We start from the raw sequence: 13,466 nt of genomic DNA, 5'->3' as shown, positions 1-13,466 counted from the left end.
TGGTTCGGTGGGGATGAGAGGGCAGATGCCTCCGGCGGGAGTATATACGACCAGAAAGAAGCGGGAACGGTGTTGCTTCTTTCTGGTCACAAATGCTCAATCCGCGGTCGCGGCAAATGCAGGTGTAGAGGATCAGGCCTGATCGAGGCGGCTGGCTATGTCTGTTTGTACGCGTCTGACCGCTTCAACCCGAACCGGGCCATAACCGCGAATCTCGCCTGCCAGGGTCAGGATGACCTGCCAATTGGCCTCGTTATCTTTCGTGCATTCCCGCTGCATCCGGTCGAGCAGGGAGAGATACCAGGCAAGCGTTTCACGGTGCAGACGCGCCTCGGAATGGTAGCCGAACGGGTTGAGCGCGGTGCCGCGCAGCGGTTTGGCGCGGGCAAGTAGGCTGAGGACAGGGCGCAGCCATGGACCGAAGCCTTGTTTCAGGGGCCGTCCGCGCGCGTCCTTGCGGTGCGCCAGCAAGGGTGGGGCGAGGTGGTAGGTGAGTTTGACGTTACCCTCGAACTGCTCTTGCAGATCCTGCCGGAAGTGGTCTGCGGTCAGCAGCCGGGCGACTTCGTATTCGTCCTTGCTCGCCATGAAGCGGAAGAGGTTGCGCGCGGCCTCACCGATCAGCGCTGCAGAGGCTTGCGGCAGAGCCTGACGCAGCGCGGCGATGCGGTTGGTGAAGCGTGCGGCATAGGCGGCATTCTGGTAGTCGGTCAGGAACGCTGCCCGGCGAGCGAGCATCTGGTCGAGGGTTTCATCTGCCTCCGGGGAGGCGCTTTCGACATCGAGCCGCGCGGGATCGGCGGCAAGCGCCCGGCCCGCTGCAAAAGCGAGGCGGTTCTTTTCCACCGCCACGCCGTTGAGCAGGATCGCTTGCGCCAGCGCGCTGCGGCTCACTGGCACCAGCCCCTGTTGCCAGGCATAGCCCAGCATCATCACATTGGCGAAGACCGCGTCGCCCAGCAGCTGTTCGGCGGTCTGGTTGGCGTCGAAACCGCTGACGTTCTCGGTGCCGACCACGGCGCGGATGGCGGCCTCGCGCGTGTCGATTTTCAACTGCGCGTCGCGATGCAGCACCAGATCGCCGGTGGGCATCTCGGCCCGGTTCAGCACCACCTTTGTGCCGTTGCGGTAGTGACCGGAGGCTTTGGGCGCGGAACTGACCACCATGTCACAACCGATCACCGCATTGGCGCCACCTGTGTCGATACGCACCTGGTGCAGCACGTCCGGGCGGGCGCCAAGGCGGATATAGCTGAGCACGGTGCCAAATTTCTGCGCGAACCCGGTGAAGTCCAGGACCGAGGCCCCCAGCCCCTCGAGATGGGCGGCCATGGTGATCAGCGCGCCTACGGTGACGACGCCAGTACCGCCGACCCCGGTGACCAGCAGGTCAAAGGGATCCGACAGCGCGGGCAGCTGAGGTTCGGGCAGTCCGCTTTCCAGCTGCTCGAGATCCAGTTTGACCGCGCGCTTGCGCCGGGTGGCGCCCTCGACGGTGACGAAGCTGGGGCAGAACCCGTTCAGGCAGGAGAAGTCCTTGTTGCACGAACTGAGGTTGATCTTGCGCTTGCGCCCGAGCGGGGTTTCGCGCGGCTCGACGCTCAGGCAGTTGGAGGCAACCGAGCAGTCGCCGCAGCCTTCGCAGACAAGATCGTTGATCCAGGCGAACCGCTTGGGGTCTTCGATCTTGCCGCGCTTGCGGCGGCGGCGTTTTTCGGTGGCGCAAGTCTGTTCATAGATCAGAACGGAAACGCCCTTGATCTCGCGCAACTCCTTTTGCACCGGCATCAGCTCGGCCCTGTCGTGGAACGTGGTGCCAGCGGGGAAATCGGCGCGCGCGAATTTTTCGATGTCGTCCGAGACAAGCGCAATGCGTTCGACGCCCTCGGCGCGGCATGTCTGGGCGATGCCCGAGACGCTGACCGGCCCGTCGACCGGCTGGCCGCCGGTCATCGCCACCGCGTCGTTATAGAGGATCTTGTAGGTGATATTGGTGCCTGCCGCGACCGCCTGCCTGATCGCGAGAGACCCGGAGTGATACCAGGTGCCTTCGCCCAGGTTCTGGAAGATATGCTTGCCGCCGTTGAACTTGCTGGCGACCACATGCGGCACGCCTTCGCCGCCCATCTGGGCGTATCCGTCGGTGTCGCGGTTCATCCAGCTGGCCATGACATGACAGCCGATGCCGCTGTTGGCGCGCGAGCCTTCGGGCACCTTGGTCGATGTGTTATGTGGGCAGCCCGAGCAGAAATAGGGGGTGCGGGTGGCGCCGGGCACCGCGATCACGGGCGGCGGCGTTTCGGTCAGCGCGCGTGCACGGGCGCGCAGGTTTTCGTCGGGAAAAAACGCATCCAGACGCGCGGCCACTACGGGGGCCAGCATCAGCGGGCTCAACTCGCCGGTCCATGGGATCAGCGGTTCGCCCTGTTCGTCGTATTTGCCGACCATCCGGTGTGGCTTGTCACCGGGCCAGTCATAGAAATACTCCTTGAATTGGCTCTCGATGATGCCGCGCTTTTCCTCGACGACCAGCACCTCTTGCTTGCCGCGCACAAAGCGCAGGGCATTGCGGCGGGCCAGCGGCCAGACCATGCCGACCTTGTAGATGTCGATGCCAAGCGCGCGGCACTTGGCTTCGTCCAGACCCAGGAGCCGCAGCGCCTCCATCAGGTCCAGATGCCCCTTGCCGGTGGTGACAAAGCCAAAGCGCGCGTTGGGCAGGTCATAGATGCGCCGGTCGATCGGGTTTTCCTCGGCAAAGGCACGCACGGCGCGCAGCTTGGCCTGGATGCGGATCTCGATCTCGGGGCTGGGCAGGTCGGCGCGGCGGACGTGCAGGCCACCGGCGGGCAGGTCGATCTGTGGCAGGGTGAACTGACGATCCGGGCGCAGCTCGACCGAGCGGCCGCTTTCCACCGTTTCGCTGATCGCCTTGAACCCGACCCAGGTGCCCGAAAAGCGCGACAGCGCCAGACCGTATTCGCCGTATTCCAGATATTCCTCGACCGAGGCGGGGTTCAGCGTCGGCATGAACCAGGCCATGAAGGCGACGTCCGACTGGTGCGGCATCGAGCTGGAGACACAGCCGTGATCGTCGCCCGCCACCACTAGCACGCCGCCCTTGGGCGCGCTACCATAGGCGTTGCCGTGTTTCAGCGCATCGCCCGAACGATCAACCCCCGGCCCCTTGCCGTACCACATCGAAAAGATGCCCTCGTGCTGGCAATCGGGGTCCAGCACCGCCTGCTGCGCGCCAAGAACGGCGGTGGCGCCCAGATCCTCGTTCACGGCGGGCATGAAGGTGATGCGGTCCTGCTCCAGCCGTGCCTTGGCCCGCCACATCTCCAGGTCCAGCCCGCCCAGCGGCGAGCCGCGATAACCTGAGACGAAGCCTGCGGTGTTCAGCCCGGCGGCGCGGTCGCGGCGGGCCTGATCCATCATGATCCGCACCAGCGCCTGGGTTCCGGTCAGGAACACGCGGCCGGTGGTCTGGTCGTAACGGTCCTCCAGCGCATAGCTGCGCAGGGCGGGGGCGGGATGGGTCATCTGGGCTTCCTGATCGCGGTGGCAGAGGGTTCGAGCGGAAGGATAATCCGGACAGAGTGGAAATCCGTGCCAGAAACTCCGGCATTGCCAGAGGTCTGGGGACTGTTTATCCAGAAAGCTGCAATAATTTGACAGGATTAACCGTTTCCATGCAGCTGGACGATCGCGACCGCCGAATCCTCATGTTGTTGCAGCAGGACAGCCGCATCTCGAACGCCGACCTGGCCGAGGCGGTTGGCATGTCGGCCTCGGCGCTGTGGCGACGGGTGCGCGCGCTCGAGGAAGGGGGGGTGATCACCCGCTATGGCGCGGTGGTTGATCCGGGCGCCATGGGCCTCGATTTCGAGGCCATCGTGCATGTGCATCTGACCCGCCACGACCCGGACGGGATCGTCGCCTTTATCCGCGCCATCGAGACCGCGCCGGAGGTACAGGAATGTTATGCCACCACCGGGCAGGCGGATTATCACCTGCGCGTGCTTTGTCCGGATCTGGCGGCCTACAATGTCTTTCTGGAACGTTTCCTTTTCCGTTTGCCAGCGGTGGCCAGCGCACAAACCAATGTTGTTCTGCGCACGATCAAACGCAACCGGCCCGTCACGATCTGACCGCGCGGTGTTTCCGGTACGAGAACAGATTTGGGAAATATTCAAAATTGGATTATGATTAACGCGTTTTAGAACCCGAACCTGGCCAGATCATTGATTTTTCTTGAGGGGTACCTGGCTTGGGCGCGACTATAATTAATTATGTCGTGTAAGCGACACCCGTTGGGGGGGGGCGGAGGCTGTCATGGTGAAGGCCCGATTGTTTTTGTGTGTCCGCTCGGCATGTGCCGGTGTGCTGCTCATGACCACATATTTCTTCGGTTCGGCGCTGGCAGAGACCGATCCGCTGGACGCGCCGATGCAGGAGATTACCCTGGGTCCGGACGACACGATCCGCGGCGTCGTCGGTCAATACCTGCGTGATCCCGATCTCTGGCCCGCGATCCTTGCTCTGAACAACATTTCCTCACCTGCGGCCCTCCGGCCCGGAACCGTTCTGCGCCTGCCGGTGCAACAGGTCTTTGCCGCCGATGCCGCGCTGGTTTCATCGCTGACGGCGATCCAGAAAGCCAACGCCGAAGGCGCCCGTATCTTTGCCCCGGTGCAGATCGGCGAGGCAATTCGCAACCGCGACGAGGCGGTGCAGAAGCGCGAAATCGGCGAATGGCGTCAAGTTGTCGGGTTCGCCGGGGTTGCCACCGATATCGCGCACGAGGCGCTCGACATCTCGCTGACCCAGCGCGACCGTTCGGCCGAGGCTGTGGTCTCGGATGTGCAGGGCAATGTCGAGGGGCGCGCTCCGGTCGAACCCAGCTGGTCGGACCGGCAATTGAACGATATCCTGGTCGAATTCGAACGGGTGCGAACCTTGACGGCCAGCACCACCCAAATCACTTTTCGCGATCTCAGCCGTCTTCGGCTCAACCCCAATTCCAACGCCACCATCCAGCGGATGCGCTCGGACCCGCTGACAGGGGGCGAGGTGACCAAGGTCAGCCTTGCCGAAGGCGATTTCTATGCGTTGCTCAATCAGTTGTCGGAAAAGACCACGTTCGAAATCGAGGTGCCTGGCATTGAGACGACCACCAATTCGGCCGATTTCTGGATCAAGAACGATCCCACCGGCGCGCGGTTCGTGAACTACGACCAGCCCGGACTGGAGATCGAGGAAAACGGCCGCAAGATCGACGTGGGCCAGGGCGAGGGCGTGGTGATCACCGGGGCGGGCGCGCAGCGTGTCACCGTGCTCAGCAGCCCCCGGCTCAGCGCTCCGGCGCTGGGCGAGATCCTTTATACCCGTACCGCCGATCTGGCCTGGGACGCGTTCGAGGGTGCGGAGGCCTATTGGCTTGAGGTTGCCGCCGATCCCGGCTTCAATCAGATGCAGGTGTCCGAATGGGGCATCCGCGACACCGGGTTGCAGGTGGAACTGCCGCCTGCGCGCTATCACTGGCGGGTCGCCGCGCTTGACCGCTTGGGCCTGCCCGGCGCCTGGAGCACGGCGCAGGAATTCACCATCCGGCTGGATGACACGCCGCCCTTCCTGACGCTGCTGTCACCCGCGCCCGACAGTATCGTGACCACATCCGAGATCGAGGTCCTGGGCGCCACCGAACTGGACGCGGCGCTGACCCTGAACGGAGCGGCGCTGGAACAGGGTGAGGATGGCAGTTTTGTCACCCGGGTGGCGCTGGTGCCGGGGCGCAACACGATCAGCGTTCTGGCCACCGATCCCGCCGGAAACATCAGCCGCCGGGACCAGAACGTGATCTATCGCCCGGCGGCGGCGATCGAGATTTCCCTGTCTGAGGGCATGCCGCGCGTGGACGAGGCGCTGGCCACGCGCTCGGAGCAGCTTTCTGTCACCGCCAACAGCACCGCCGAACCGGGCGCGCCCGTTGTGGTTCGCGACGAGGCCGGGACAGCGGTTTTGCGGACAGAGGTAGCGCCGGGCGGCGCGATCAGCTTCACCGTACCGGTGGATGCGGCGCCGCGCCGTTTCCGGGTTGAGGTGCTGGCGCCCGACGGATCGGTCGAGGGTGCGCTGGACTTTGACGCGCTGCGCGACGAGCTGGCACCCGAACTGACACTGGACCTACCGCCGCCGCGAGCCACCGCAGAGGCGTCGCTGGTCCTCTCGGGGCTGGCCGGAGACGCCGTAAGGCTGGAGCTGAATGGCTCGGACCTGCCGCTGAGCGAGGGCCGGTTCGACCTGTCGGTCACCCTGTCGCCGGGGATCAACACCTTTGACCTGGTGGCGACCGATGCGGTCGGAAACGTCACGGCCAAGCGGCTGGAAACCCTGCTGGATATCGACCCGCCCGAAATCACCTCGGTGGTGCTGGACCGGCCGCAGGGAGACGCCGGGCCGATCGTGATCGAGGCCCTCGCAAGCGACGCGTCGGGCCTTCGGCAGGCGGCTCCTTTCCTGATCAGGATCGGCGCGGAAGAAGTCGAAGGCTTTCTGCGTTGCGACAGCACCAGCGGAATCTGCCGGGTCTCGCTGCCGCCACAGGCAGGGGAGCTCGAACTGGTGGAACTGATGATCGAGGATTACGCGGGCAACGCTGCGTTTGAATGAGTGAACAGCCGGTTTGGGGGCGCCGGATCGGCTATGGAGGGACGGAATATGGGTTTGGCACGGAACTGGACAGCGGTGACGCTGGCTGTGGCCCTGTTGGCAATCGGCTCCGGAACCGGCGCGCAGACCGTCGCGGACGAGGGTCTGCTGGTGGTCTATGGTCCGCAGGCGCCCAGCCGCGAAGGCGATACCGACCGGCGCGAACAGGTGTTCTTTTCCGTGCCTGCCGATCTTTCGGACCGGGTCTATGTGCGTGTCTTCGACCCCGAAACCGGCGGTGATGGTGATTTCACCTATGGCGGACCGGCCGATTCCGAAACCACGTTCCGCCTGTTCGGTGGTGCTGGCGCCTATAGCGAGGCCGACCGGCCCGAGCCGGTGGCGGACGGCGCCCGCGAGCCGCGCCTGATACCCTACGACCCCGTCACCCAGCCCGGCAAGCTGATCCGCGAGCAGGTCTGGGGCAGCGACCGGTCGACCGACGGGCGCTGGGTCTCGCTGGCCGCAGTGCGGGCCCGCCAGGGCGAGATCGTGGGCGACCGCGCCTATTTTCGCATCGACGTGCAGGGCAGCCGGGGCAATGACGGCAATGGCTATTCGCTGGGTGTCAGCCTGGCGCGCGACCGCGACCGGGTCCCCGAGGGCTTGGAGATGTTTTCCTATCGGCCCACCGTGCGCTGGTCGGCGGGCAAGCCCGCGACCCGGGTGGATTTCACCAAGACCGCGCCCGGCCCGCTCACGGTACAGAGCTTTGATGGCGCCAATGGTCAACTGGCCCTGATTACCGATTATCGCGATCTGGGTCTGCGCATCTCGGGACAGGATTTCTGGACTTCGGATGAGGTCACTACCGACGAGACCAATCTGGCGATCAGCCTGCTTGGCGGGTTCGAGACCCCAAATGACGTGACGCTTGCGGTGTTCGACGCCGAGGGCAATCCGCTGCCCCTGACCATGCCGCCCTATCGCGCCGTCGTGCCACCGCGTCCGGTGGCGCGGGGCACCGGCCAGCCGCTGGCCGATTGCCGCTCTGTCGCCTTTGACGCCAGTGGCTCGACAGGGCGCACCCCGCTCTCCTACCTGTGGGAGTTCGGCGATGGCAACCGCTCCACGGATCCGGTGGTCGCGCACCGCTATTCCGAGCCGGGTCGCTATACCGCGCGGCTCAGCCTGTTGGAGCCGGGCAGCCGCCCGGGCCGCGGCGACCGGATCGAGGTTCCGGTCCATGTACGCAATGCCCCTGCTGCGGTGCCGGGCAGCGACATCGTCGCGGCGCCGGGTCAGGTTGTGGAATTTGACGGCTCCGCTTCGCAACCCTCGGACAGCCCGATCACCGGCTATCGTTGGACCTTTGGCGATGGCGGTGCTGCCCAGGGCCCGCGCGCCCAGCATGTCTATGACCAGCCGGGCCAATATCGCGCCGTGCTGCGGGTGCAGGACGACGCGGTGCATCCCTGCAACTTCGGCACCGCCGTGCGCCGGGTCGTGGTGAACTTTGCCCCCGTGGCCGAGGCGGGCACCGACCAGAGCGCGATTGTCGGCCAGGCGGTGACCCTGTCGGGTGCGGCCAGCTACGATGTGGATGGCGTCATCCTCGATTACCGCTGGAGCATGGGCGACGGCACCGTGCTGAGCGGCGAGACGGTGACCCACCGCTATGAACAGTCGGGCAGCTATCAGGTGCTGTTGACCGTCACCGATGACAGTGGCGTGGTGAACAAGATCGCCACCGATGGTGCCCGGATCGAGGTGAACGCCCCGCCCGAGCCACGGTTCACCATCCCCGAACGACCTGTCTCGGTGTCCGAGGTTGCGGTGCTCGACGCCTCGGCCTCGACCGATGCGGATGGGCAGATCCTCAGCTATATCTGGGACTTCGGCGATGGCGCCATGGGCGAGGGGCCGGTGGCCAGCTATGCTTGGACCCGCGCCGGAGAGTTCTCGGTCACCCTGACGGTCGAGGATGACAGCGGCACTGCCTCGGCGTTGCAATCCATCACCCGGATCGTGCGGGTCGATGCCGCGCCGGTGGCGGATGCGGGTCCCGACCAATACGTGACCGCGACTGAGGTGCGCTTTGACGGCGGCGGTTCGGTCGATCCCGACGGTCGGGTCACCGACTGGCAGTGGGATTTCGGCGATGGCGCGACCGCCAGCGGCCAGAGCGTCAGCCATGCTTATCTGCGCCCCGGTCGTTACGAGGTGGCGTTGACGGTGCGCGATGACAGCGGCGCGCCGCTCAACACCGATCGCGACACCATGTGGCTCACGATCAACACCGCGCCCATCGCCGATGCCGGCCCGTCGCAGGTGGTGGCCCCGGGCGAGGAGTTCCTGCTCTCGGGTGGTGCATCGGTCGATCCCGATGGCGCGATATCCGACTATGTGTGGACCTTCCCGGACGGGCAGGTGAAACAGGGCCAGCGTGTCAGCCATGTGCTGGACGAGCCGGGCCTGCACCGCATCCGCCTGACCGTGGCCGACAATTTCGCCGGCGGCGCCGCCGAGGACGAGGCCGAGGTGCTGATCACCGTCAACGCCGCCCCTGTGGCCGTGGCCGGGCGCGACCTGCTGATCGCGCCGGGTGATACGGTTGTGTTCGACGCGGGTCAGAGCTTTGACCCGGACGGGCGGCTCACCTCTTTTCGCTGGGAATTCGAGGATCTGGGCGCTCCGCTTGAGGCGCAACGGGTCGAGCGCGCCTTCGACGCGCCGGGTGTCTGGAGCGCGCAACTGGTCGTCGCCGATGACAGCGGCGTGCTGAACGCCACCGCCGCCGATGATGTGACGATCCGTGTCAACCATCCGCCTGTGGCCGAAGCCGGCGCGCCGGTGGTCACCGACCAGCTGCATGTCACCTTTGACGGCTCCGGCTCGAAGGATGGCGATGGCGACCCGCTGATCCACCGCTGGGATTTCGGCGATGGTTCACTCCCGGTCTATGGTGAGACGGTTACCCATGTGTTCCCGCGCGCCGGCATCTATCCGGTCACACTGAGGGTGGACGATGGCACCGGCCTGTCCAATGCGCGCGCCATCGACGCCACTGCCGTCACCATCCAGGCGCGGCCGGTGGCCGATGCCGGGGGCAATCGCGATGTCTGTTCGGGTGAACCGATCCTGTTCGACGCCTCCGCCAGCGCCGATCCCGATGGCGGGCTGCTGGCGTATGAATGGGATTTCGGCGACGGGTCCGGTTCGGACCTGATCAACCCGACCAAGACCTATGAACTGCCCGGCGTCTATCCGGTGACGCTCAAGGTGCGCAACGGCACCGGCACCGAACACGGCACTGCCGTCGACCGGATCGCCGCGCTGGTGCGCGAAGGGCCGATCGCCGACGCGGGTCCCGACATGACGGTCTGTTCCAATGCGCAGGTGCGGTTCGATGGCTCGGGCTCGACAGATGCGGATGGCGCGGTCAATGCCTTTGCCTGGACCTTTGGCGATGGTGGCAGCGGCAGCGGGGCGACGCCGCAGCATATCTTCCGCACGCCAGGCACTTATTCGGTGACCCTGACCATCACCGGTGACGCGCGCGGCGCATGCAGCCCGCTCGACACCGATGTGAGCGAGGTGACAGTGATTGCCGCGCCCGAGATGAAGGTGTTGGGTCAGGGCCGCGCCGCCGCCGGGATGCCGGCCAGCTTCTCGGCCGGGCTGGACAAGCTGGGCGGGGCCACCCCCGATGGCTTCAGCTGGTCGATCTCGGACGGCAGCACCTATGAGGGTCGTGACATCGAACATGTCTTTGCCGAGCCGGGCGACTATCTGGTGACGCTGCGCAGTCGTCTGAGCGGCGGCACCGAGGCCTGTAGCGAGCTGGAAGTGCAGCGCCGCATCATCGTCAACGCCGCGCCCGAACCGGTGATCGACGCGCCCTTGCGGGTTTCGGTCGGTCAGTCGGTGCGCTTTGACGCCGGCGGATCCTCGGACAGCGACGGGGCGATTGCGCGTTTCGCCTGGGCGTTCGGCGATGGCGCCGGGGCCGAAGGGGTCCAGGCGGTGCACCGTTACGAGGCGCCGGGCAGCTACGAGGTGAGCCTGACCGTCACAGACGATGCGGGCGTTGCCAACAGCCAGATCACCCGTCGCCAGCAGATCGAGGTGGCCCCCTCACCCGTGGCGGGCCTGACCGCGCGCGGCGCGGTCTGTCCCGGCGTGAACCTGCCCTGGGCGGTGACACCGGGCGGTGAAACCGCGGTTGGCTGGGAATTCGGCGATGGCACCGTGGCCGCGGGGGCAGAAACCGAGCACGGCTTTGACCGCCCCGGCCTTATGCCGGTGCGGGTGGTGCTGGACGATGGCCGCGATCTGCCGGGCAGCCGCCGTACGGAAGAGATCTATGTCCGCGTGAACGCCCAACCCACCGCGCTGGCCGGGCCTGACAAGGTGGTCTGTCCGGGCGAGGTGGTGGTGTTCGATGCCGGTGGCTCGGGCGATGTGGATGGCGACCTGACCAGCTGGCTCTGGACCTTCTCGGATGGAGTCACGCTGGAAGGGCCGCGGGTCGAGCGGGTGTTCGACGCGCCCGCCGATCTGACGGTGCAGCTGAGCGTACGCGATGACAGCGGTGCCGAGGGGTGCGATATCGGCACGGACAGCGCCCGCATCCTCGTCAACGGCACGCCGCAGGTCGATGCCGGCCCGGATCTAACCGTACCCGTGGGCGGTGCCCATGACGTGGTGCGTTTCGATGCCGGTGCGGCCAGCGATCCCGATGGCCACGGGCTGCGGCTGAGCTGGTCGTTTGGTGACGGGACCGAAGCGACAGGCGCGGTGACGCGTCACCGCTTTGCCAATCCCGGCAGCTATACCGTGACCGTTCGTGCGCAGGACAGCACCGGGCTGGTCTGTGGCATCGGGCGCGATACCGCGACCGTGACTGCCGTCGCACGCGAATGAGGCACTCCCCGCCCGAGGCCATGGCCTTGGGCGGGGTGCGGATTTCCCGCGACGGTTAACAGGTTTTGTACTACGTTCTGGCCATGAGATTCCCCCTTCGCCTCAAATTCTTCGTCTTTGCCGTGCTGCTTGCGGTCGGTCCGCTGGCACTGGTCGGTCAGAACCTGACCCAACTCACCCGGGACGAATTGAAAAGCGCCGCCAACGAGGATCTGACCACGGTTGCGGCCGAGTTGCGCGCAACCTTCGACAATACCTTTCAGGGCCGCTGGCTGACGCCGCTGACGGTGATCCGCAACGGGGTCGACAGCGGCGATCTGGGCGTGCCGCAGAAGATCTCGCTGCTAACGCTGGGGTTGCAGGAACTCAGCCAGGTGGTGGCGTTGCAACTGTCGATCGAAGGCTCGGACCTGCCGATCATCGTCACTAACGAGGGGTTTGCCACCCGGTTGAGCCAGGCCGGGCTGAACCCGGTCGAGGTGCTGGCAACCTCGCCTGAATTGATCAAGGCGATCGCGGGTACCGGGCAATATGGCCGCCCGGTGATCACCCGGCTTGAGGAGACCGGCGATTGGCTGGCGACGCTGGCGCTGCCGCTGGAAACGCGCATTGCCGGGCGGCAGGTGACCATGGCGGCCCGGATCGACCTGGGATTGCTGGGCGAGACGGTGCGTCGGCATCCCTTTGCCCAGCGGGGTGAGATCACCGTGGTCGATCAGGCCGGCCGCCGTGTCCTGACCGGCACTCAGGAGTTGCTGGACCAGCGCCGCATCGTGGCCTCGACCCTGCCGCTGATCGTGGCGGGGGCGCGGGCGGATGCGTTGGAACCCTATGTGCGCCCGGACGGGACCGCGATGCTTGGGGCCTATGCCTTTCCCGACTGGTTTCCCTGGGCGGTGATCACCGAATTGAGCGAGGACAATGCCTATGCGGTGGTCAATGCGATCACCCGGCAAATCCTGACGGTGGGTCTGGTGGGTTTTGCGGTTGCCGCAGCGGCGGCGCTGCTGTTCGCGCGGCAGCTGACCCGGCCCATCCTGAGAATCGGGCAGGTGGCGCAACAGGTCGGCGAGGGCGATTTCTCGGCCCGGGTCGAGGATGTTCGTTCACGTGACGAGATTGGTGACCTGGCGGGGCGGTTCAATCGGATGATCGCGCATCTGGGCGAGCGGGTGGAACTGATGAAATTCGTCTCGCACAGCACAATGTCCGCGATCCAGAGCGCCGACCGCACCGGCATGGCGCGCGGTGGGCAGCGGCGGCGGGTCTCGGTGATCTTTACCGATATTCGCGGCTATACCGAGTTTTCGGAACGGGTGCCGCCGGAGACGGTGATCGAGGTGCTCAACAGCTATTTTGACGCGCAGACGGATATTGTCGAGCATTACAAGGGTGACGTGGACAAGTTCGTCGGTGACGCGCTGGTGGCGGTGTTCGAGGGCGAAGGGATGGAAGCGCGGGCCGTGGCCTGCGCTGTCGACATCACCGAGGCCATGGCCCGGCTGCTGGAGGAAAACCCCGAGCATGGGTTGCATGTGGGGATCGGCGTCGCCTCGGGAGAGGTTGTGATGGGGGCGATGGGCGCGCGCGACCGGATGGATTTCACCGTGCTGGGATCAACGGTGAATCTCTCGGCGCGTTTGTGTTCCAAGGCGGCGGCAGATCAGGTGCTGATCGACCGAGAGACCCGCGATGCGGCGGTTCTGGAGGATATCGTCTATGAACCGCTCGAGCCCATCGTACTCAAGGGCTATGCGGCGCCAGTGCCCGCTTTTGCAGCGCTCCGCAAGGCAGGCTAGGCGCTGATCCGTCGGAAATCAGGGATTTCCGACTCGGAAAATCACAGATTTTCCGTACCGTTTTCCGCGTCGGAAAACGACTTTTCG

General features: G+C 65.6%; 5 protein-coding genes. 4 read left to right on the top strand and 1 reads right to left on the bottom strand.

The window, feature by feature from the left end; genetic code table 11:
* Positions 1-132 precede the first annotated feature (132 nt).
* Positions 133-3,546 (bottom strand): indolepyruvate ferredoxin oxidoreductase family protein, encoded by a 3,414-nt coding sequence (locus AC2FNA_RS19870; protein ID WP_496829515.1) that lies wholly within the window; start codon positions 3,544-3,546, stop codon positions 133-135.
* A gap of 149 nt (positions 3,547-3,695) precedes the next feature.
* On the opposite strand from AC2FNA_RS19870, the gene AC2FNA_RS19865 reads away from it, so the two are divergent.
* The 4 genes from AC2FNA_RS19865 (at position 3,696) to AC2FNA_RS19850 (ending at position 13,379) form a co-directional block, all read left to right on the top strand.
* The gene (locus AC2FNA_RS19865; RefSeq protein ID WP_234142802.1) at positions 3,696-4,154 is read left to right on the top strand and encodes an Lrp/AsnC family transcriptional regulator; all 459 of its coding nucleotides are present in this window, start codon (positions 3,696-3,698) and stop codon (positions 4,152-4,154) included.
* A 241-nt stretch (positions 4,155-4,395) separates the two neighbouring features.
* Positions 4,396-6,675 carry a FecR domain-containing protein gene (locus AC2FNA_RS19860; RefSeq protein WP_496829513.1) on the top strand — a complete coding sequence of 760 codons (2,280 nt, stop codon included), beginning with the start codon at positions 4,396-4,398 and terminating at the stop codon, positions 6,673-6,675.
* A 48-nt stretch (positions 6,676-6,723) separates the two neighbouring features.
* Positions 6,724-11,580 (top strand): PKD domain-containing protein, encoded by a 4,857-nt coding sequence (locus AC2FNA_RS19855; RefSeq protein ID WP_496829511.1) that lies wholly within the window; start codon positions 6,724-6,726, stop codon positions 11,578-11,580.
* 83 nt (positions 11,581-11,663) lie between these two features.
* Positions 11,664-13,379, top strand: coding sequence for an adenylate/guanylate cyclase domain-containing protein (locus AC2FNA_RS19850; protein ID WP_496829509.1), 1,716 nt, complete (start codon positions 11,664-11,666; stop codon positions 13,377-13,379).
* Positions 13,380-13,466: the final 87 nt, after the last annotated feature.

It is taken from the genome of Ruegeria sp. YKSD163, from assembly GCF_059612905.1.
This window is presented reverse-complemented; position numbering and strand designations above follow the sequence as displayed.

Excerpts from the sequence above, each read along its gene's own strand:
- AC2FNA_RS19860 (WP_496829513.1), top strand. The coding sequence starts at position 4,396 with ATGACCACATATTTCTTCGGTTCGGCGCTGGCAGAGACCGATCCGCTG.
- AC2FNA_RS19870 (WP_496829515.1), bottom strand. The coding sequence starts at position 3,546 with ATGACCCATCCCGCCCCCGCCCTGCGCAGCTATGCGCTGGAGGACCGT.
- AC2FNA_RS19855 (WP_496829511.1), top strand. The coding sequence starts at position 6,724 with ATGGGTTTGGCACGGAACTGGACAGCGGTGACGCTGGCTGTGGCCCTG.
- AC2FNA_RS19865 (WP_234142802.1), top strand. The coding sequence starts at position 3,696 with ATGCAGCTGGACGATCGCGACCGCCGAATCCTCATGTTGTTGCAGCAG.
- AC2FNA_RS19850 (WP_496829509.1), top strand. The coding sequence starts at position 11,664 with ATGAGATTCCCCCTTCGCCTCAAATTCTTCGTCTTTGCCGTGCTGCTT.